General features: G+C 69.8%; 19 protein-coding genes and 1 pseudogene. 8 read left to right on the top strand and 12 right to left on the bottom strand.

Features of this window, described 5'->3' with window-relative positions; genetic code table 11:
• Nucleotide 1 precedes the first annotated feature (1 nt).
• The 5 genes and pseudogenes from F8M74_RS13675 to F8M74_RS13655 form a co-directional block, all read right to left on the bottom strand.
• Nucleotides 2-1,579, bottom strand: coding sequence for a long-chain fatty acid--CoA ligase (locus tag F8M74_RS13675; protein WP_141257906.1), 1,578 nt, complete (start codon nt 1,577-1,579; stop codon nt 2-4).
• Between the two features lie 8 nt (nt 1,580-1,587).
• Nucleotides 1,588-2,583, bottom strand: a complete 996-nt coding sequence (locus F8M74_RS13670; RefSeq protein WP_140859959.1) for a 3-oxoacyl-ACP synthase III family protein — start codon at nt 2,581-2,583, stop codon at nt 1,588-1,590.
• 9 nt (nt 2,584-2,592) lie between these two features.
• Nucleotides 2,593-3,330, bottom strand: coding sequence for a TetR/AcrR family transcriptional regulator (locus F8M74_RS13665; protein ID WP_141257907.1), 738 nt, complete (start codon nt 3,328-3,330; stop codon nt 2,593-2,595).
• Between the two features lie 264 nt (nt 3,331-3,594).
• Nucleotides 3,595-3,786 (bottom strand): annotated as a pseudogene (locus F8M74_RS13660) (SUMF1/EgtB/PvdO family nonheme iron enzyme); the annotation flags it as partial.
• Nucleotides 3,787-3,813: 27 nt separating this feature from the next.
• The gene (locus F8M74_RS13655; protein WP_141257909.1) at nt 3,814-4,092 is read right to left on the bottom strand and encodes a hypothetical protein; all 279 of its coding nucleotides are present in this window, start codon (nt 4,090-4,092) and stop codon (nt 3,814-3,816) included.
• A 392-nt stretch (nt 4,093-4,484) separates the two neighbouring features.
• Between F8M74_RS13655 and F8M74_RS13650 the strand changes: the two genes are divergently transcribed.
• From F8M74_RS13650 to F8M74_RS13640, 3 genes are all read left to right on the top strand, one after another.
• On the top strand, nt 4,485-4,961 hold the full coding sequence (locus F8M74_RS13650; RefSeq protein ID WP_140786669.1) for an Lrp/AsnC family transcriptional regulator: 477 nt from the start codon (nt 4,485-4,487) through the stop codon (nt 4,959-4,961).
• Between the two features lie 3 nt (nt 4,962-4,964).
• A complete protein-coding gene (locus F8M74_RS13645; RefSeq protein WP_141257910.1) occupies nt 4,965-6,185 on the top strand; it encodes a PLP-dependent aminotransferase family protein in 1,221 nt (406 codons plus the stop codon).
• Between the two features lie 169 nt (nt 6,186-6,354).
• Nucleotides 6,355-7,101 (top strand): SDR family oxidoreductase, encoded by a 747-nt coding sequence (locus F8M74_RS13640; RefSeq protein ID WP_011550357.1) that lies wholly within the window; start codon nt 6,355-6,357, stop codon nt 7,099-7,101.
• Nucleotides 7,102-7,162: 61 nt separating this feature from the next.
• On the opposite strand, the gene F8M74_RS13635 is transcribed toward F8M74_RS13640, so the two are convergent.
• The gene (locus F8M74_RS13635) at nt 7,163-9,559 is read right to left on the bottom strand and encodes a transglycosylase SLT domain-containing protein (protein ID WP_141257911.1); all 2,397 of its coding nucleotides are present in this window, start codon (nt 9,557-9,559) and stop codon (nt 7,163-7,165) included.
• A 354-nt stretch (nt 9,560-9,913) separates the two neighbouring features.
• On the opposite strand from F8M74_RS13635, the gene F8M74_RS13630 reads away from it, so the two are divergent.
• Nucleotides 9,914-10,309 carry a hypothetical protein gene (locus F8M74_RS13630; protein WP_153881032.1) on the top strand — a complete coding sequence of 132 codons (396 nt, stop codon included), beginning with the start codon at nt 9,914-9,916 and terminating at the stop codon, nt 10,307-10,309.
• 1,076 nt (nt 10,310-11,385) lie between these two features.
• Here the strand turns inward: F8M74_RS13630 and F8M74_RS13625 are convergent.
• Both F8M74_RS13625 and F8M74_RS13620 read right to left on the bottom strand, forming a co-directional pair.
• Entirely contained in the window at nt 11,386-11,802 is a 417-nt protein-coding gene (locus F8M74_RS13625; RefSeq protein ID WP_228559271.1) for a hypothetical protein, read from the bottom strand.
• 63 nt (nt 11,803-11,865) lie between these two features.
• On the bottom strand, nt 11,866-13,293 hold the full coding sequence (locus tag F8M74_RS13620) for a S8 family serine peptidase (protein WP_141257913.1): 1,428 nt from the start codon (nt 13,291-13,293) through the stop codon (nt 11,866-11,868).
• A 645-nt stretch (nt 13,294-13,938) separates the two neighbouring features.
• On the opposite strand from F8M74_RS13620, the gene F8M74_RS13615 reads away from it, so the two are divergent.
• Both F8M74_RS13615 and F8M74_RS13610 read left to right on the top strand, forming a co-directional pair.
• Nucleotides 13,939-14,748 carry a prolipoprotein diacylglyceryl transferase gene (locus F8M74_RS13615; protein WP_171410372.1) on the top strand — a complete coding sequence of 270 codons (810 nt, stop codon included), beginning with the start codon at nt 13,939-13,941 and terminating at the stop codon, nt 14,746-14,748.
• 114 nt (nt 14,749-14,862) lie between these two features.
• On the top strand, nt 14,863-15,441 hold the full coding sequence (locus tag F8M74_RS13610; protein ID WP_141257915.1) for a class I SAM-dependent methyltransferase: 579 nt from the start codon (nt 14,863-14,865) through the stop codon (nt 15,439-15,441).
• Between the two features lie 16 nt (nt 15,442-15,457).
• Here the strand turns inward: F8M74_RS13610 and F8M74_RS13605 are convergent, their stop codons facing one another.
• Nucleotides 15,458-16,423, bottom strand: a complete 966-nt coding sequence (locus F8M74_RS13605; RefSeq protein WP_141257916.1) for a sigma-70 family RNA polymerase sigma factor — start codon at nt 16,421-16,423, stop codon at nt 15,458-15,460.
• A 3-nt stretch (nt 16,424-16,426) separates the two neighbouring features.
• Entirely contained in the window at nt 16,427-17,722 is a 1,296-nt protein-coding gene (locus F8M74_RS13600; protein WP_141279676.1) for an NAD(P)/FAD-dependent oxidoreductase, read from the bottom strand.
• 297 nt (nt 17,723-18,019) lie between these two features.
• Between F8M74_RS13600 and F8M74_RS13595 the strand changes: the two genes are divergently transcribed.
• The gene (locus tag F8M74_RS13595) at nt 18,020-18,964 is read left to right on the top strand and encodes an alpha/beta fold hydrolase (RefSeq protein ID WP_141253337.1); all 945 of its coding nucleotides are present in this window, start codon (nt 18,020-18,022) and stop codon (nt 18,962-18,964) included.
• A 25-nt stretch (nt 18,965-18,989) separates the two neighbouring features.
• On the opposite strand, the gene F8M74_RS13590 is transcribed toward F8M74_RS13595, so the two are convergent.
• Together F8M74_RS13590 and F8M74_RS13585 are read right to left on the bottom strand one after the other, a co-directional pair.
• Entirely contained in the window at nt 18,990-19,904 is a 915-nt protein-coding gene (locus tag F8M74_RS13590) for a DMT family transporter (protein WP_216620444.1), read from the bottom strand.
• Between the two features lie 57 nt (nt 19,905-19,961).
• A complete protein-coding gene (locus F8M74_RS13585) occupies nt 19,962-20,243 on the bottom strand; it encodes a rhodanese-like domain-containing protein (RefSeq protein ID WP_090490980.1) in 282 nt (93 codons plus the stop codon).
• A gap of 86 nt (nt 20,244-20,329) precedes the next feature.
• On the opposite strand from F8M74_RS13585, the gene F8M74_RS13580 reads away from it, so the two are divergent.
• The gene (locus F8M74_RS13580; protein WP_141253335.1) at nt 20,330-20,845 is read left to right on the top strand and encodes a GreA/GreB family elongation factor; all 516 of its coding nucleotides are present in this window, start codon (nt 20,330-20,332) and stop codon (nt 20,843-20,845) included.
• Nucleotides 20,846-20,849 lie beyond the last annotated feature (4 nt).

Here is a 20,849-nt window from a genome sequence, read left to right as displayed (position 1 = left end):
CTCAATGACGCGAGCTGTCCCGGTCCGCGGCCACGGCCGCGTCGCGAAGCTCACGTTTGAGAATCTTTCCGGCCGCGGAGATGGGCAGGCGCTCCATCAGCTCCACGCGCTTGGGCACCTTGAAACGCGCCACGCGTCCCCGCAGGTGCTCCAACAGCGCCTCCGCCGAAACCTTCCCATCCGGCTTCAACACCACGAAGGCGCGGCCAACCTCGCCCCACTTCTCGTCGGGCACGCCCACCACGGCGCATTGCGCCACCGCGGGGTGCTCATACAGCGCGGACTCCAGCTCCAGCGGATAGATGTTCTCTCCGCCGGAGATGAACATGTCCTTCTTGCGCCCGGCGATGGTGAAGAAGCCGTCCGCGTCCACGCGCGCCAGGTCGCCGGTGTGCAGCCACCCTTCCGCGTCAATCGCCTCGCGCGTGGCGGCCTCGTCCTCGAAGTAGCCGGAGCACATGGAGGGGCCCTTGAGGAGCAGCTCACCCACCTCGCCCGTGGGGACCTCCCGGCCGTCGTCATCCACCAGCTTCGCGGCGATGAAGTAGTTGGGCCGGCCAATGGAGCCCGCCTTCGACACCGCGAACTCCGGCCCCATGCTGAAGAGGCCCGGGCCGAACTCCGTCATGCCGAAGCCCTGCTTGAAGGGCACCGGGTGCACCGCCTGCCACGCCTGGATGAGCGGCACCGGTAGCGCCGCGCCGCCGCTGGTCATGAAGCGCACGGAGGAGAAGTCCGTCGTCTTGAAGCGCGGCGACTCCAGGAGCTGCTGGTACTGCGTGGGCACCGCGAAGAAGAGCGTCACCTTCTCCCGGGGGATGAGGTCCAGCAGCGCCTCCGGCTCCCACCGGCGCATGAGGACGACGGTGCCGCCCACCGTGAGCAGCGGCAGCGTGTACACGAGCAACCCACCCGTGTGGAACATGGGCGTGTGCGTCACCGTGACGTCGCCGGGCCGCACCTCGTGGACCAACGTGTTGAGGGTGTTCCACGCCACCATGCGGTAACTGACGCGCGCGCCCTTCGAGCGCCCCGTCGTTCCGCCGGTGAAGATGAGACAGAGGATGTCCTCCTCGGACACCGCGTCCTGCGTCACCGGCGAGCCCGGCACGTGGGCCAGCGTCGCCGCGTAGGCGTCCGCGCCCGGCAGGCCTTGCGACTCCAGGGACACCAGCCGGGGGCCGCCGCCCAGGCGCTCGCGGACGTCCGCGATGGTGTCGCGGAAGTCGTCGCCGAAGAGGAGCACGCCGGGACGGATGGAGCGCACCAGGTCCGCCAGCTCGGCGGCGTGCAGGCGCCAGTTGAAGGGGACGAAGACGGCGCCAATCTTCGCGCAGGCGAACAGCGCGTCCAGGTACTCCACGCCGTTGTGGGCCACGATGCCCACCCGGTCGCCCTTCTGCACGCCGGCCACGTCACGCAGCCAGCCGCCCAGCGCGGTGGCGCGCGTGTTCATCGCGCGGTAGGTGAAGCGGCCCGTATCACCCCGGGACGGGTCCACCACCGCGACACTGTCGGGCCAGTAGAGGGCACCACGGCCCATCCAGTCACCGATGAACATGCGAGCGCCCTCCGTCATGGCGTGACTCAGGCCGTCCAGCGGTAGAGGGCGGAGGCCATGGCGAGCCCGCCGCCGCTGGCACACAGGGCCACCAGGTCGCCGCGCTTCACCTTGCCCTGCACCACCGCGTCATCCAGCGTCATCGGGATGCAGGCCGAACCGGTGTAGCCCCACTTGTCCATGGTGTAGTGGGCCTTCTCCATCGGCTGGCCCAGGATCTTCATGGTGGCTTCGATGGTGCGCAGGTTGAGCTGCGTGAAGACGAACTGCTTCACGTCGTCCAGCTTCAGGTTCTGCCGCTTGAGGAGCTGGTCCAGCAGCATGGGCCAGCGCTCGGTGTTGAACGTCGCCGGGAACTTGCGGACGAACTGCACCGCGGGCTTGCCGCCCGTGAGCTCCAGCGACTCCGCGGTGGCCGGGCGGTTCGTACCGCCGGTGTAGACACCCAGCGCGTCGTGGTACTCGCCGTTGGCCAGCAGCTTCGCGCCCATGAAGCCGGGCGTGTCACCCGCGCCCAGCACCACCGCGCCCGCGCCGTCCGCGAACAGGGTGGCGGTCTTCTTGTCCTTCCAGTTGATGTAGCGCGACATGCCGTAGGCGCCCACGACGAGGATGCGCTGGTAGCTGTCATCCGCGGCAATCGTCTTGGAGCCCACGTCCAGCGCCGTCACCCAGCCCGCACACGCGCAGTTGAGGTCGTAGGTGCCGGCGTTCACCGCGCCCAGCTTCGCCTGCACCACGGAGGCCGTGGCGGGGCTGAGATAGTCCGGGGTGTCGGTGGCGATGATGATGAGGTCCAGCTCCTCCGGCTTCGTGCCCGCGCGCTCCAGCGCCTGGCGGGCGGCGCCCACGCAGAGGTCGGAGGTGGCCTGGTCATCCGCCATCATGTGGCGTTCGCGAATGCCCACGTTCTGCTGGAGCCACTCATCCACCTTCTCACCGAGAATCTTCTCGACGTCAGCGTTGGTGAGGACCTTCTCGGGGACGTAGCGGCCAGTGGAGAGAATCTGGGCGTATCGCATGAGTGTTCGTCAGCTCCGGGCGCCGCGCGCCGGTCGGCGGGCGGGTCGCAGGGTGTTCTTCTTCAGGGGCTTCGGTTTGGGCTTCGGCTTCGGCTTCGAAGCGGCGGAGGACTTCACGGTGTTGCGGCCCGTGGACGCACGCGGGTCCAGGCCGTGGGAGATGAGCGTCATCGCGGTGTCGAGGACGCGCTCGAGCCCCGGGTCCTCCTCCCAGAGGACCCAGCGCATGCCGAGGAAATCACTGATGCCCATGAGGCAGTAGGCCAGCGCCTCCGGGTCCATGCGCCGCACCTGGCCCGCCTCCATGGCGCGGGTGAGCCCGCTCACGTAGCCGCGAGCGAAGCGGTCGTAGTAGCGGCGGTAGCAGGCCTCATCCACGAACTCCGCCTGGCGCACCACGCGATAGAGATTGGGGTGCTGCCGCACGAACTGGAAGAAGGTGCGCAGGCCCTGGCGCTCCACGTCGACGCGGTCCTCGCAGCCGGCCACGGACTCGGCGATGAGCCGGCGCAGGCGCGTGCCCAGCTCGTCCACCACTTCGACGAAGATGGACTGCTTGTCGGGGAAGTAGACGTAGAACGTCCCGAGCGCCACGCCACCCTTGCGCGTGATGTCCGCGATGGAGGCGCGCTCGTAGCCCTTCTCACCGAAGACCGACTCCGCGGCCTTCAACAGCTTCGCACGCGTCTTCTGGCCTCGCGGCGTGACGGGTCCGGAGCGGTCTTGAGAAGCTGAAGCCCGATTCATGTTTCACCTAGCGGTAGCACCCGGCAGGGAGGGTGTCAAAGCACGGTCGATGGCTCCGCGCGTCAAACCGCACGTTCGACGCACGGCGTCAGCACTCGTGCGGCGCCGACGTGTGCGAAGCCTACTCTGAATGTTCAGTACACGCGGCCACGCGACGAGAGCCGTTGCGCGTCGGGACTTGCCGCGCGGGACACCACCGGGGCGCGAAGCTGGATGCGCCCCGACGGGTCTCTCATCACGCGGATGCAGGCACCCATGCGGGGCTTACGGCACCGTGCGCTCCAGGCCGTAGTCGCCCAGCGACGTGCCACCGCTGATGGGGGGCCACCACTCCCCCTCCGAGTCGAAGGCCGTGTACTTCAACACGTCCCACCCCCATGCAGAGGCATTGCCCAGCATGTCGTAGAGGCCGCACGCGTTGGGCTTCTTGCCCGCCACCGGCTTCAGCGAGTCTTCGGAGTTCTTTGTGTGCCTGGCGACCTCTCACTCCGCTTCGGGCGGCAGCCGGTAGCCCGTGCAGTCGAGCCCCTTGGGCCACTCCACCTTGTCGCCGTCGATTTCGCAGCAGGGCACCAGCTTCTCGCGCTTGGACAACGTGTTCAGGCACTCCAATGCCTGAAAGAACGTCAGACCCGCCGCGCAGTCGTAGCCACACGCCGCAGCGTAGAAGTCGTTCAGCTTGCGGTCGATGTCCTCGCTAGTGGAGCCGCTCTGGGAGCTGCCCGCGGGAATGGAGACGTACTTCGTGAAGTGAGCCCCCACGGGGCCGGCCAATACAGCGAGGACCTAGACGAAACGATGCAAGGTAGACATTGCAACCAAGCTACGGCTGGCGGACTCGGGGTGAATGAACAATCCAAGAACTCCGCGCGGAGCCCGGACTGGAAGTCACTCCCGGATGCGGCGTTCACCCGAGCACAGCCGACGGCGCTGATGTGACTCGCGGGCTCACCTTCTGGCGCGCGACGACGCACCCTTCGGCCACCGGCCAACCGAGGCCTCGCCCGGCGCGACCGGTACACCTTCCGACCGCCAACACCGGCACAGTATCTGACGCGACGGGACGTCACATTCGAGGTTGCACCCTTGGAGCATCAAATATAAATTATCTGCCGTCCCGCGAAAGTGCCTATAAAATCAAGGCAAACGCCCCCATGTTCCTGGACGAACTAGACCACCGCATCATCGACATGTTGCAGCGCGATGGCCGCGCCACGCAGCTGGAGCTGTCGCGTGCGGTGAAGCTGTCCCAGCCGGCGGTGGCGGAGCGGATCCGCAAATTGGAGGAGCGCGGCGTCATCACGGGCTACTCGGCCCGCGTGGACGCGGCGAAGCTCGGCAAGGACATCACGGCCTTCATCGGCGTGAGCATCGAGCACCCGAAGTACTTCGACGAGTTCCTGACGAAGGTGTTGTCGCTGCCGGATGTCCTGGAGTGCCACCGCGTGGCGGGCCAGGACTCGTACCTTCTCAAGGTGAAGACGGCGAACACCCGTTCGCTCGACACCCTTCTGGTGGGAACGCTGCGCACCATCGCGGGAGTCACCCGCACGCAGACCACCATCGTCCTGACGTCCATGAAGGAGGACACGCATGTCCGCGTGCCTCCAGACACCCCAAAAGGAGCGTGACGTATGAGCGCCGACGCGATGAGCGCCCCCCTTCCCCCGCCGCCCGTATGGCGGTTGGCCCAGCGGATGTCCCGCATCAAGACGTCCGCGGTGCGCGAAATCCTGAAGGTCGCCGAGCGGCCCGACATCCTCTCCTTCGCGGGAGGCCTGCCGGCCCCGGAGCTCTTTCCGCTGGAAGCCATCGCCGAGGCGCACGCCGAGGCACTGGCCACCGAGGGACGCGCCGCGCTCCAGTACAGCACCACCGAGGGCTTCGGCCCGCTGCGTGAGTGGATTTGCGGCCACCTCCAGAAGCGCGGCCGCCAGTCCAACGCGGACCAGGTGCTCATCACCAACGGCTCGCAGCAGGGCATCGACCTGGTGGCCAAGGTGATGCTGGACCCCGGTGACCTCATCATCGTGGAGAACCCCAGCTACCTGGCGGCGCTGCAGACGTTCGGCGCCTATGAGGCGCGCTTCGCCACGGTGGGCAGCGACGACCAGGGCATGCGCACCGACGACCTGGAGCGCCTGCTGGCCACGCACAAGCCCAAGCTGGTGTACGTGGTCGCCAACTTCCAGAACCCCAAGGGCACCACCCTGTCGCTGGAGCGGCGGCGCGAACTGGTCCGCCTGGCCCAGCAGTACCGCTTCCTCATCCTGGAGGACGACCCGTACGGCGAGCTGCGCTTCCGCGGCGAGCACCTGCCGTCCCTGTCCGCCTTCGACGACGAGGGCGTCGTCGTGACGCTGGGCACCTTCTCCAAGACGCTGGCTCCGGGCATGCGCCTGGGCTGGGTGGTGGGCCCGCGCGACTTCGTGCGCAGCCTGGCCATCGCCAAGCAGTCCACCGACCTGCACACGGCCACGCTGGCTCAGCGCGCGGTGGTGAAGCTGCTGGCGCGCTTCGATTACGCGGCCCACCTGGAGTCGCTGCGCCCCGTCTACGGCGAGCGCGCCCAGGCCATGCTGGATGCCCTCCAGGCGCACATGCCCGCGGGCACCCAGTGGACGCACCCCGAAGGCGGCATGTTCCTGTGGGTGGAGCTGCCCGGCGGGCTGGACGCCCAGGCGCTGCTGCCCAAGGCGGTGGAGCAGAAGGTGGCCTTCGTGCCGGGCGCGCCCTTCTTCGCCAACAACCCGCGCCCGGAGTTCATGCGCCTCAACTACTCCAACCGCCCGCCGGATCTGATTGCCGAGGGCATGCGCCGCCTGGGCGCCGTGATTGCCGCCGAGCTGGGTTGAGTCGCTGACGGAGCATCTTTGCCGCGCCGCGTCGGAAACGACGCGGCGCTTTTCGTTTCAGCAAAGTTGAAGATTGATTCAGGTTTCAAATCGCTCACCGCTGGCCAGCGCGGTCGGGGTTTCGTACCCTGCGCGGCATTTCGTACCACCTCACCTGCCGGAGAGACACATGCAGCTCAAGGACCTGAAGATCATCGTCACGGGCGGCGCCCAGGGCATGGGCGCTCACTTCGCGCAGCGCCTGCACGAGGCGGGCGCCCAGGTGGCCGTGGGTGACGTGGCCGAGGAGCGCCTCGCCGCGCTGCCCGCCGGCATCCACCGCCGCAAGCTGGACGTGTCCTCCGAGGAGGACATCGTCTCCTTCGTGAACTGGGCGCAGGGCGCCATGGGCGGCCTCAACGGCCTCATCAACAACGCGGGCATCCTCCGTGACGCGCTGCTCGTGAAGAAGGACCGGACCACCGGCGAGGTGAAGAAGCTGTCCACCGCGGACTGGAACGCCGTCATCGGCGTCAACCTCACGGGCGCCACGCTGATGGTGCGTGAGGTGGTGGCGAAGGTCGCCGAGTCCGGCCAGAAGGGCGGCGTGGTCGTCAACATGTCGTCCATTGCCCGCCACGGCAACCGCGGCCAGTCCAACTACGTGTCCGCGAAGGCGGCGCTGGCGGCCAACACCGTCACCTGGTCGCGCGAGTTCAGCCCCTTCGGCGTGCGCGTGGGCGCGGTGGCCCCGGGCATGATTGAGACGCCGATGACGCAGGGCATGAACCAGAAGGCCCGCGACGCGCTGGTCTCCAACATCCCCGTGGGCCGCATCGGCGTGCCCGAGGACATCTGGCTCGCCGTGAAGTTCATCCTGGAGTGCGACTACTTCAACGGCCGCACCATCGACGTGGACGGCGGCCTCAACTTCTGAGTCCCCTCCTCCGGGCGGCACGGCACCGTGCCGCCTGGAGGTTCCGCTGGGACGCCGCGCTTCACCGCCGGCTGGCGTCACTGAGGCGCAGGTCCCTCAGCAGCGCGGGCTCGTCCGCGTAGAGCAGCTTGTAGGCGCTGTAGCTGCCGAGCACCTTCTTCACGTACTCGCGCGTCTCCTCGAAGCCGATGTGCTCCACCCACTCGTCAAGCTCCGCTTCTGGCAGCGCATGCCGCCAGCGCTCCACCGCGCGCGGCCCGGCGTTGTAGGCCGCCACCGCGTAGGCCACGTTGCCGCCGAAGTGCTTGACCAGTTGTCTCAGGTACGCCGCGCCCAGGCGGATGTTGGTGTGAGGCTGGAGCAACGCGGACTCACCCGGCATCGGCATGTCCAGTGAGTCCGCCACCTGTCGCGCCGTGGCCGGCATCAGCTGCGCCAGGCCCAGCGCGCCCGTGGCCGAACGCGCGCGGGCATTGAAGCGGCTCTCCTCGCGGATGAGGCCCTGGAGCAAGTCGGGGTCCACGCGGTGGGCCCGCGCGTAACGGGCAATGGACGAGCGGTACGCCAGCGGCCAGGTGGCCTCCCAGATGGGACGGGACGCGGCGCTCAACGGACCGTGTACCTCCTGCTTCAGCGAGGTGCGCGCCACCTGCCGCGCGGCCCGATTGCGGCCGGTGCGCTTCAGCGTCTGATACAGCAACCGCGCCGGGGCCTCGGGCAGCGCGCGCGCATCCACGGCGAGGAACTCCTCCACCGCGCCGGGCAGCCCCAGGCGCATCAGCTCCACGCCCGCGTTGAAGCGCGCGTCCTTCGCCAGCGCGCCGGGCGGCAGCGGCCAGATCTCCTCGGACTCGCCCACCTCCTCCACCGCTTCGTCCGCCGGGGCGTCATCGCGGCCGGAGCCGCCGGTGCCCTCCATGGCCTCGGGAGGCACGGGCTTGGGGTACAGCCGCGCCACGCGCTCCGGTGAGAGCAGCGCGAGCCGTGAGCGGGCCAGCATCCCGTACCAGGCCGCGGGGCGCTCGGCGGCGATGTGCGCGTACGCATCGAGCGCCGCCTGCGCCGAGGCGCCGGACTCCTGCATGCGCGCACGCCAGTACCGCGAGCGCCACAGCGCCTCGTCCGTGCGCGCCGCCTCGGGCAGGTTCTCCACCGCCGTCAGCGCGGCCAGGGCCGCCGGGGCGTTGGCCTTGCGGGAGTGCAGCCAGAAGGCACGGAAGAGCGACTCCGACGCGAAGTTCCCCGCCGGATAGCGCCGCGCAGCCGCTTCGTAGCGCGCCAGGGCCGTATCCACGTCGCCCGTGCGCTGGAGCAACCACGCCTCGAAGAAGAGCGCGTCATCCGCGTAGCCATGCTCCGGGTAGTCCCGGGCGAGCGTGGCGTAGGTGGTGACAGCCGCCTTCGGCTCCACCACCGACTGGGAGTAGCCCAGGATGTAGAGCGCCTGCGGCCGCTGCTCGGACGCGGTGCAGCCCGCCACCATGGGCTCCAGCACCTCGATGGCCCGGCGGTGCTTGCGCTCCTTGCGCAGCGCCCGGCCGTAGGTGAGGTGCGCGCGGCAGGCCAGCTCGTCCGGCATCTCCAGGTGCGGCAGCACCTTGTCCAGCAGCGCCATGCCGGCATGGTTGCGGTGCAGCTCCACCAGCGCCTCCGCGCGGCGCACCCGCCACTTGAGGGGCTGCGGCAGCCCCTTCAGCCGCTTCTCGGCGCGGCGCGCCTCGTTCGACAGCGGGCTGGTGGCCCACACCTCCAGCAGCGCGCGGTGCTCGGCGTTGTACTGCCCTTGCGCGCGCGCCAGGTCGCAGATGGCCAGCAGCGCCTTCATCCGGAGCGCGTCCGGCCCTCGCGACTGGCGGCTGTCGATGAGCTCCTGGAGCGCCGTCAACGCGCCCGGAATGTCCCCCCGCCGCTGGAGCACCCGCGACAGGCTGAAGCGCGCCTCCGGGTACAGCGGCGAGCCCACGCTCACGCCGCGGTACTGCCCGGCGGCCGTGTCCAGCTTGCGCAGCCGCTCGTTGGCCTGGGCGGCCCGCAGCAGGCAGTGGTCGCGCAGCGCGCCGTAGTCGTCCGCCAGCGCGGCGAACTCCTCGGCCGCCACCGCGTGGTTGCGCGCCAGCAGCGCGCTCTGCGCCATGAGGAAGCGGACCTGCGGCGTGGCCTCCTCCTGGGCCAGCAGGCTCCGCGCCCGCGCGTAGCGTCCGCGCCGGAACTCCGCGTGGGCCTTCGCCAGGGTGCCTTCCGCAAAGTACGGCGCCAGTTGCTCGGGCCCGAAGGCCGCGGTGGACAGCTCACCGTCGGACGGCTGCGCCACGGGTGAGTCGAGCAGCGCTTCCAGTTGGTCCTCGGAAAGCACCTCGCCGGGCTCTTCCTCCAGGGGCTCCTGCGCCCAGGAAGGACCTGCTCCCAGCATGCCCGCGCACGCCAGGAACACCACGGCACCTGCTCGAAGTCCGTCCATGACTGCCCTCATTTTGAATCCAGGGGCGGCAATGCATCGTCACTCGGCGTGCGATTGGGACGGGTACCGCACACGACTTTCCGCGCGCCCGTCATCCAGCGGATACAGCGCGCCCCGCGGTGCGACACCGGATGCTCGATACCCAACGGCGGCGCGCGCACGCACGTAGGACGCCCTGCGGACAGGTGGCGGGTGGCACCACCCGGCCCCGCGCGCGCTCCGGCAGCGGCGAATCCAGCACCCAAGACACTACTGCAACAGAATTGCGAAACGAGATTACATATGAGATACGGCCGGACGCGCCGAAGCAGCATGAGCGCTTCGCGCCATTTCACCCATGTGCCGGGAACCGTGATGCATCCTCGACCTCTTCGACTGGCCCTCCTGGCCGCGACGGCGATTCTCTTCGCCGCATGCGGCGCTTCTGATTCCGACTCCGACGAAATCGAGTGTGGAGGGTATGGACACCTCCATGGCGACCACTGCCACTGCGACGAGGGCTATGTCGCGGACGGTCTCACCTGTGTCGTCGCCGAGGAGCCCGTCGAGGAATGTGGTGGCCACGGACACCTGCATGGTGACCACTGCCACTGCGACGTGGGCTACACCGAGCAGGACGGCACCTGCGTCGTCGCCGAGGAGCCCACGCTCGACTGCGGCGAGCACGGCCATGCCCATGGCGACCACTGCCACTGTGACGCGGGTTACGTGGAGCAGAACGACACGTGCGTCCCGGCTCCCGCGCCGTGAGGCGCCCCTGAGCTCAAGCTCATGAGGCAGTGACGGGCCCTCGTGCGGGATGACGCGGGCCCGTTTTCATGAAGGCGTGGAGAAGGGCGGCTTGGAGCGGATCTTCATGGGGAGCCTCGGGAGCGGGAGGTAGGCGACTCCCTGACACCAGAGCATCTCCCGCGCCTATCGCAGTGCGTCAGGACTCGCTGCAAAAGGGACGTGATTTCAATAAGTTACGCCTGTCCCTAAGGAATGGTGGGACAGGCGGCCCGGTGACACCGCTCACCGACTGGTGACTGGCGTCACCCGTCACCACCACTGCCGCGTCTGGCGGCGGATCCGCTCCACGCGGCGCCGGACGCTGCGGTGGCCCGAGGACAGGCACCCACACCGCCTGCCGGCCACGCACCGCGACGCGACGCTGGCGTGGGGGCTGGCCTTCGGAGCGCTGGAGATGGCGGGCGGGCGGGACACCCGCGGGGAGCGCCTGCGTCGGCAGCAGCGGCAAGAGCTTCCTGGATTCCAGGCCGTCATCGCGCCACCTCCAGGTGAGAAGGGCTGCACGCACCTCGTGAGAGCTTCATCGCCAGTTGCATGGATGGACTCCGGGGGCTCGCGTCCAACAACCGCGAAAGGCAACCTTCGTGCCCTTCAACGAACAGACGCAGGTCCCTGGTTTTCCTGGCGACACCGGGACGAGATGGGGGCGAGCTGACTGTGCGCGTGTGCAATGGACGTCACACCGCGTGACGCGGGTGCCAGAGAGACACGGCGACAATGGGAGACAATCACTGCTCACCGCGCCGCCGCGCGCACAGCCTCACACGCGATGCGCTTCACCCCGTCCGCCAGCCGACGTCATCCTTCGACTCGCGGGCGACTGGCGGGATGACGGACTAATCACGAGATTCCAAGCTATTCAGGAAGAAGCGGCGGAGCCGTCGGTTCTCAGTAGCGGAAACGAAGGCTCGGCCACATCTTCAGGAAAGGCGGGAACATGCGCTTTTCCAGGTGGCGGCAGGGCCACCCGGGCAGCCCTCTTCAGACAGGGAGGGAGTCCCAGACCAGGGGTGCGAGGCGAGGGGCACCCACCGCTAGATGAGGTCGAGGGGCATCATCGTGCCCGCTTCGAACTCCGGGGCACGGCGCAGCTGGTCCAGCACCCGCGGCGCGCAGCGCAGGTGGAGCATGGGCATGGAGCCCGGCTCGCTCACCGAGCGCACCGCGCCCAGGAGATGGTGTGCCTCCAGCCAGCGAATGAGGCTCTGGTGGAAGCGCGCGCTTTCGGCCAGGCCGGCCTGGTGCACTTCCGCGCGGGAGCGGACGGGCGGCCGTGGAGACGTGCGTCCACGCGACGCCGCCGCCGGCTCCTCGCGGGGCATCACCGTCACGTCAATCCAGTCGGGCTGCGTGTCCGCACCCGCGGCGCCCGGCAATGGGCGCACGCGCGCGGACAGACCCGGGACCCCGCCGACCCGGACGTCCCCCCACTCGCCATTTTTCCTGCCCATGGCCCTCATCCTCTCCCGGGTCCGGCGCTCCAATGGCGCCGACCCCGGATTCAACCACCACCGTCACCTGAATACGACCAGGCCCTTGCCTGTCTTGTGCGTTCCCGACCGAGGGAGCTTCACCGCATTCGACAGGATCAAATCCCTCACCTCGAGCGCCGTCAAGTCAGGGGCACGGCAACGGTACAGCGCCGCGATACCCGCTACATAAGGCGCAGCCATGCTCGTGCCACTCATTCGCTCGTAGAACGCCTGGTTGTTACAACGACGCTCCGTGCTGGAATAGACATTCACCCCATACCCCATGATGTCCGGCACGACGCGCCTACCCACGGTGCCACTCGCGGAGAATGTGGCCACGTTACGCTCGAAGTCGACCGCGCCGACAGCCAGTGATTCTGGAAAGGCGGCTGGATAACCAACCGTGTCGGGTCCACTGTTACCTGCCGCCACAACCGGCAGGACATTGCTGTCGAGCAGGCGACGAATCATCGTCTGCAGCGCGCGCAGGTTGAGGTTGTAGTCCGCCTCCGAGATGCCGGGCGGCGGCATCAGCGGGAAGCCGAGCGACAGGTTGACCACCGCGGGCCGCGTCGAGTTCTCCGGACGGCTGAACTGGTGCAGCAGCCACTCCATGCCCGCGGCCACGCGGCCCAGGCTGGTGCGGATGGTCTCCGATTCGATGACGGACGCGACGTAGAGGTCCACCTCCGGGGCGACGCCGTGGTGCACACCCGCGGCAATGCCGCACACGTGCGTACCGTGGCCGTCCGGGTCGAAGCCGCGGATGTCACGCGCCGGATTGTGCGGCGAGTTGGGGAACAGCGACACGTAGCGGAACTGGATGACGCGCGCCGCGTGCTCGGGATGGTCCGCGTCCACACCGGTGTCGAGGATGCCCAGCATGACGCCGGCGCCGCGGATGCCCTGGGCGTGGGCCAGGGGAACGCCGGACTCGTCGGGCCACTCGCGCTCGGCCAGCGAGGACATGCCCCGGTTGCGCGGTCCGGGTTGTCCCGCCGACACCGGGCCGGGGAATGACAACGGGACGACGTCGGGGATGAACTCGAAGTCGCGCTCCAGCGCGCCGCGGGCTTCCTTCTCCGTATGGTCTTCGTAGAAGTGAGCCATGGTGGCACCGATGAGCGGCATGTACCGGTAGCTGCCGGGCTCCGCGCCGGTCTGCTCGGCCACCGTCGCGCCCGGCATGGGCGGCGTGGAGGAGTCCGCGCCGCGCGTGCCCATGCGCGACGCCTTCGCGCCCTTGCCCTTCCGACGACGTTCTTCCTGTCCACTGACGGGCGGACGCGAGCCGGGCAGCGTGGCCGACCGCAGTCCGAGCGCGAACAACGCGTCGGGCGCCTTGTTCGCCACCGCGAAGCGCAGCGCCGTCGTGCGCGACAGCACGCGCTCGCCCTGCTCCGTGCCGCGAGGCCCCACGCGAGCCTGCGTCTCGATGGACTCCTTTGGAACCAACAGGTAGGACTTCATGGGTTGTGTGCTCCTTGAACCACCGTGCTACGCCGGAAGCATGAGGCGAGGTCATCCGGCATCAGGTCAGCACCCATCGCGTGCGGAGCCTCGCGCGTGCGACAGGGGCAATGGGGCCGCGCTCGTGGCCGCGCGCCTCCAACAGGGGTGGCCCACCAGCGCGACCTCCGCGCCGCGTGCCTGTGGCGACGTCCCCCCGGGACCTCTGGCCCGGCGGGTGGAAGGGGTTGCCCAGGCGAAGGGTGGCGCGACCAGGAGCGCGCGCACGTCCGCAGCGCGTGCCTTCGCGCGCCCGGCCCGACGTGACAGTCTGCTCGCGGCGTCATGCCTGTCCCCCTTCCTCCTGAGAGGCCCTGCGTTCCCGTTCGATTGGACAGGAAGGGCCTGACAAAAAAACCAAGGATTTCCCGTAGTACACGCACGAATGGACTAATTCGGTTCTAACTGGCCTTGCGCGAACGTCCGGAAGTGGGAGTGATTCCCTCCCGGGTACGAGCGAGGTGCCCGAAGGCACACAGGAGCGGTGTCCTCCACCCGACCTCCAAGAAGACGAGGCCGGGAAAGACTCCGTTCCGACAATTGTTCGCCCACATCCCTCCGCCCGGATTAAGGGTGGGACGTTCGCATCCCCTGGAGCCGCCTGACGTGATTCCCTACTGGCACGCCCCCTCGATTGAGCTGGGGCCCCTCAAAATCGAGCCCTTTGGCATCTTGGTCGCGGTGGGCATCCTGCTGGCCGCTCGCCTGCTTGGCCGCAACGCCGAGCGCGAAGGCCTGAACCCGGAGCCGCTCGCCGACTTCGCGCCCTGGGGCGTGGGTGTCGGCGTCGTCGTGGGTCACTGGGTGCACCTGTTCTTCTACCACCCGGAGGAGCTGTCCAAGAGCCCGTTCCAGATTTTGAAGGTCTGGGATGGCCTGTCCTCGTTCGGCGGCCTCCTGGGCGGCATCCTCGCCGCCGTCGTGTTCTTCAAGGTCCGCAAGCTGCGCTTCTCGGACTACGCGGACTCGTTCGCCCTGGGCGTGGCGCCGGGCTGGGCGGTGGCGCGGCTGGGCTGCTTCGCCGTGCATGACCACCCGGGCGTGCCCACGGACTTCTTCCTGGCGGTGGCCTTCCCCGGCGGCCCTCGGCACGACCTGGGCATGTACGACGCCATGGCGCTCTTCGCCATCAGCGGCGTGCTGTACGCGCTGCGCAACGCGGGGAAGCTGAAGGGGCGCCTGCTGCCGCTGCTGGCGGTGCTGTACGCGACGTGCCGCTTCTTCTTCGACTACCTGCGCGCCACGGACATGGCCTACGTGGACGCCCGCTACTTCGGACTGACGCCCGCGCAGTACGGCTGCATCGCGCTGGTGCTCTACGGCCTCTGGGGCGTCCTGCGGCCCCGGGCGCCGGGCACGGCGTCCTCGCCGCCGCCGTCGGCGCCGAAGAGCCCGGGAACGGTGGGCGCGCGGTAGGGTCGCAACGTCCGCTGCCCTTCTCGCGGCAGCCTGGCGTCTCATGGGCCCGGAGTTCCGGCGCATCCGCGGCGGGCTTCCGGGCCCGCGCGTTTCTGACGAGGAGGCTGCTGCATGAAGGCACGCGCGTACGACGCAGTCATGACGCCCCTGGGCTGGCTGGGCCTCACCGCCGCCCGGCGCAAGCTGGTGCGCGGCCTGTCCGGCCACGTGCTGGAGGTGGGCACCGGCACCGGCCTGGCGTTGCCCGGCTACCCGGACACCGTCACCGCCGTCACCGCCATCGACGTGGACGAAGCGGCGCTCGCGCGAGCCCAGCGACGGCGGCCCGACGCGCAGCTGCTGCACGCCAGCGTGGAGTCCCTGCCCTTCCCCGCCGCCTCCTTCGACGCCGTGGTGTCCAGCCTCGTCTTCTGCAGCGTGGAGGCCCCGGCGCGGGCGCTGGCGGAGATTTTCCGGGTACTGCGCCCGGGCGGCGCGCTGCGCATGCTGGAGCACGTGCGCGCGCCCTCGCCAGTGCTGGCCACCGTGCAGGACTTGCTCACCCCCGCCTGGATGCGGGTGAGCGGCGGGTGCCGGCTGGACCGGGAGACGTTCGACCTGGTGCGGCGCGCGGGCTTCGACGTCGAGCGGCGCGTGCAGCGGCTCCAGGGCGTGAGCGAGCTCATCATCGCCCGGCGCCCGGCGAGCTGACGCGCCGCCGGAGCGCTCAGGCGGGCACGGGCATGCGCAGCCCGGCGAGCTTGCGGTCCGTGAGGATGGAGTGGACCTGTGTGATTCGCCCGTCCGCTCCCAGCTCCACGCGGACCACCATCTGGGTGCCCGCCTGCGGGTCGCGCTGGGGCGGAGGAAACACGGCCACCACCGCCGGCAGGCCGTTGAGCATCCGCAGCTCCACGGCGGAGGGCGCCCCCCGCATCTCCATCAGCCGCCGGTAGAGCAGCAGCACGCGCGACTGTCCAAGCACCGGCACGCGCGCGGCGCGGTACTGGCCACCGCCATCCGACAGCGCGCACACGTCGCTGGCGAGCAGCGCCTCCGCCGCCGCCACGTCCCCCGTCAGCAGCGCGCCCAGGAAGCCCTCCAGCGCGGCGCGGGCGCGCGCCTGGAACTCCCGCGTCGGCAGGCAGCGAGCGCGGTCGTACGCCGCCATCGCCGCCCGCGCGCGGTGATGCACCACCTTCACGTTGGACTCGCGCATGTTCAGCGCCTCGGCCACCTCGCGCACCGAGTAGTCGAACACGTCGCGCAGCAGCAGCACCGCCCGCTGCTTGGGAGACAGCGCCTCCAGCGCGAGCAGGAAGGCGAAGGAGACACTCTCCAGCAGCGCGTAGCGCCCCTCCGTGGAGCCGCCTCCCGGCAGCCGCGCCTCCACGCCAGGGGGCGGCAGCTCCTCCTCTCCCGTGTCCAGCGGCGAGGGCAGCCAGGGTCCCACGTAGCCCTCGCGCTTGCGCCGCCGCAACGTGTCCCGGGCCAGGTTCACCGCCACCCGCGACAGCCAGGGGCGCAGCGCCTCCGTTCGCGCGGGCGGCGAGGCCAGGGCGCGCGCGAAGGTCTCCTGCACCAGGTCCTCCGCGTCCGCCGACACGCCCGTCATGCGGTAGCAGAGCCCCCACAGGAAGCGCTCGTGCTCGCGCACGGCCTGCGCCAGTCCTTCGCGCGCGGTGCGGTCCATGCGTCAGCGCCCCACTGCCCGGCGTGACGCCACCTGCTGGCCCGGGACGAGCGCGCGCGCCACCGACTCCGCGCTGGCGAAGGACGCCTCCGCGAGCAAGCCCTCCGGCCCCACCCAATCTCCCACGCGGTACAAACCAGGCACGTGCGGCACCTCCACCGAGGGACGTCCGCACAGGCCACCCGTCTCCGCCGTCGGCAGCCAGTGCGACACCAGCAGGGAGGGCCGGTAACGGCGCGCCACCACGGACGTCCGCCAGCCGGGTTGCAGCGCATCCATCACTTCCTCCAAGCGGGCCTCGCTCGCCTCTGGGCCTCTGCCGCCCAGGTATTGCATCACATGCACCATCGCGCCGCCTTCCGGCGCCAGCTTCGCCACCGCGGAGTGCACCGACGCGTACCAGGGGCCATCGGTACCGAGCGCGAACAACGCGTCCGGACGGGACAACCGGGACAGCCCCAGCTCCAGCGTGGCCGCCTTCACCGGCACGGCGCGGGCCGCGTCGTGCGCCAGGAGCGCGTCAGCGGGCAGCAGCGCCGCGATGTCACCCGGCCCGCCCGCCACCACCACCGCGTCCGCCGCATGCTCCGTCCCATCCGCGAGCCGCACGCCCCGAACGCGCGAGCCCGCATCCTCCAGCAGGACGGCGCTCACCCGCGCGGAGAGCTCCAGCCGGGTGCCCGCATCGCGCGCGCGGGTCTCCAGCTCGGAGACAAGCGTGCTCCACCCGCCGTCCACGTAGAGCACAGCCGGCTTCGCCTGGAGCTGGGCGACGGCGGACTGGGCGCTCATCGTGTCCACGTCGGCGCAGTAGGTCATCACCCGCACCAGCGCCAGGATGAAGGCGCGGGCGTCCGCGTTCGACAGGTGCTGCTCCACCCAATCGCGCGTGGTGATGTTCGCCAGCGGCGCCAGGTCCACGCGTCCCAGCCCCGCGAGCAGCTTCGCGAGTTCCAGCTTCCCCGGCAGCCCCAACGCGTCCGTGGTCAACATGGAGACCAGGCCGCGCGGCATCGTGTGCAGACGTCCGCCGCTCAGCAGGTACGAACCCGCGCCGGGCATGCCGCCCGCGGGCTTCACGCCCAACTCGCCAAGCACGCGCATCCCCGCGCCCCCCTGGTACAGCGCGTGGGCGCCGAGGTTGAAGCGGAAGCCCTCCACGTCCGACGTCTGTCCCCGGCCGCCCAGGTGCTTCGAGCGCTCGAAGAGCGTCACCGCGCAACCGCCCCGCGCCAGCAGCGCCGCCGCCGACAGGCCACCCAGTCCTCCGCCGATGACCGCCACTCGAGGTGCCTTCATGTGCCGTCCTCCGCCGAAATGGCCCGGTGAAACTCCGGGCATTCAGCGACACCACGAAGGCGGCGGCCGAAAGGTTACGCGGGCCCCCATGTTGCACGGCCGTGACAGACGCGCCGCCTACGCGAGAACCTTCCGTCCACGGTGCGTTTAGAGCGGGTTCCCGCTGACTCTCCGCTCTGAAAAACGGGTGCGCACCAACCCCGCGAGTCACTTCCAGCGAGGCAATGTCAGAGGTAGCCGTAGACTTCTCGATGCACCGGCGGACTTTCCCGCCGGAGAGCCTCGAGGCATTCACGCATGAGAAAGCTCCTCGCCGCCCTGCTCGCTCTTCCCGTTCTCGCCGCCTGTGGCCCCGCGCCGGAGTCCGACTCGAATGACATGCAGCTGGCGCCCGAGGGCGCCGAGGTGGGCTCCACCGAGCAGGAGCTGTTCGGCACGCCCCGTGAGCGCTCCGTTCGTCTGCGCACTGGCGTGACGCTGCGCTACGTGGAGCAGGGCCTGCCGCTGGGCCCCGCGGTGGTGTTCCTCCACGGCTTTTCAGATTCCAACCACACGTGGGACCTGAACCTGCGCACCTTCCCGCGCAACTACCACGTCTACGTGCTGGACCAGCGCGGCCACGGGGATTCGACGCGCCCGGCGTGCTGCTACACGCAGCAGTCCTTCGCCGCGGACGTGGACGCCTTCCTGGAAGCGGTGGGCGAGCGCAGCGCCATCCTCGTCGGCCACTCCATGGGCAGCTTCATCGCGCAGCAGGTGGCGTTGGACTTCCCGCGACGCGTGAAGGGACTGGTGCTCGCCGGCTCGGCACCCACCGTCGCCGGCAACCCGGTGGCGCTGGAGCTGAAGTCCATCGTGGACACGTTCGAGGGCACGGTGGACCCGGAGTTCATCCGCGCGTTCCAGGAGAGCACCTTCGTGCGCCCTGTCCCGGCGTCGTACATCAACACGATGGTGTCGGAGAGCAGCAAGGTGCCCGCGCGCGTGTGGCAGGACGCGCTGGACGGCATGCTCGCGGAGGACCACTCGGCGCGGCTGAACCGCATCCGCGTGCCGGTGCTCGTCATTGGCGGTGACCAGGACGGCTTCTTCCCCGTCGCTGACCAGCAAGCCCTGGTGAACGCCCTGCCGAACGCCGAGTTCAAGCTGTACCCGAACACCGGCCACGCGCCCCATGCGGAGCTGCCGCAGCGCTTCAACCAGGATGTGTACCGCTTCCTGCGCGAAGTGACGCGCTGGTAGGACGGATGGAGTCGCGTGCCCGGGACTAACCGGGCACCGTCCCCGGAGCACCGCCTCCCGCGGGCGGCTCCGGGGAGACGCGGGGCACATCGGCACGGGCCAGCATCACCGCGGCCCCGAGGATGAGAACGCCTCCCAGGACCTGACGAGGGGTGAGCCGCTCGCCCAGGAAGAGCACCCCCAGCACCACCGCCGTCAGGGGCTCCAGGTTGGACACCAGCGACGTGTTCACCGGGCCAATGCGCTGGATGCCCACGAAGAAGAGGAGCACCGCGGCCACCGTGGCCACCAGCGCCAGCCCCACCACCGCGGCCCAGCCCGTGACGGAGCCGGGAAAGGCAGGGCCACGCACCAGCATGGCCACGCCGAAGGAGAAACCCGCCGAGCAGAGGATGACGGTGCTGGAGGCCAGCGGCCCCGCCCGACCGGACACCCGGCCACTGGCGACGACATAGACGGTGTAGAACAGCGCGGACAGCAGGCCCAGCAGCACGCCCGGCAGCGTGGCGCCGCCCTGGGACAGGTCGGCTGTCAGCACCGTGCCGCCCACCGACAGGACCACCGCCAGCCACTTCACCCGGCCCAGGTGCTCCTTGAAGACGACACGCTGCACCAGCGCCACCAGCGCGGGGAAGGAGTACAGCAGCAGGGCCACCAGCCCCGCGGGCGCGTGCTGCAGGGCGAAGAAGTAGGCCCCGGACTGGCTGAAGTACCCAGCGGCGCCCAGCAGCACCAGGGCCACCAGCACCCCACCCCGGGGCCACCGCTGGCGGCGCAGCACCATGACACCGGCGAGCACCGCCCCGGCGAGGGAGAAGCGAAGGAAGAGCAGCGTGGCCACGTCCGTGCCCGCCGCATAGGCCAGGCGGCCAAAGAGGCCCAGCGCGCCGAAACACACGCCCGACAACGCCACGATGAGGAAGCCAGCCGTGCGGCTCATGGCCGAAGGGCGAACCCTGCTCCAACCGGGCGCCCGTGTCACCTGCCCCCCGGTCGGCTACCAGTTCTTCACGGATTTGAGGTCGAAGACGTCCGGGAAGCCGTTGGCGTGAAGCAGTTGCACGGCCTGGGCACTGCGGCCACCGGCGGCGCAGTACACCACCACGCGCGTGCCGGGCGGGCCCACCTCGGCCAGCCGGCGGGGCAACTCCTGCACGGGGATGTTCCGGGCGGGCTCGGGGTGCCCTTCCTGGAATTCCTGCGGCGTGCGCACATCCAGCAGCACCGCGCCTTCGGCGACGAGCTGCCGGGCCTTCTCCGAGAGTTCCTGGGGTGTCATGCCCCCACTCTAAGCCCGGACGGGTGGGGGGCGACTGGCCGAAAACTGGAGGTGTCCGCCATGGACGCTACAGTTCTGTACCACCCATGCGACTCGACAAGCATGCACTCCTGGGCCAGCTCGCGGACCGCCTCCAGCAGAGCGACCGGCTGGCCCACCGCGCCGAGGCGGAGGCCCGCGAGGCCGCCCGCAGTCTGGCCACGGAGTCCGAGAAGAAAGAGGACGGCCGCGCCGCCCTGGAGTTCGGCAGCCTCGCCACCGGACAGGCCCAGCGGGCCCGCCGGGTCCAGGAAGAACTCCAGGCGCTGTCGAAGTTCGGTCAGGCGGAGTTCCCACGTTTCCCCCGGCAGGGGCCGGTGGCGCTGGGCGCCATCGTGGACGTCAGCACCGAGGACGAGGAGGGATTCTCCGAGCGGACCTTCTTCGTCCTGCCCGCGGGCGCCGGCACCGAGCTGACGGGGCCGGGCGGTGACGGCTTCCTGTCCGTCATCACCCCCGCCTCCCCCGTGGGGCGCGCCCTCATGGGCCGAAAGGCGGGGGATACAGTGGAAGTGATGCTCGCGGGCGAGGTCCGCGAGTGGACGGTGCTCGAGGTCGCGTGATGTC

It is taken from the genome of Myxococcus sp. CA023 (assembly GCF_010998615.1).
Taxonomy (GTDB): domain Bacteria; phylum Myxococcota; class Myxococcia; order Myxococcales; family Myxococcaceae; genus Myxococcus.
The sequence above is the reverse complement of the archived record's forward strand: the minus strand, read 5'-3'. Positions and strand labels throughout refer to the sequence as shown.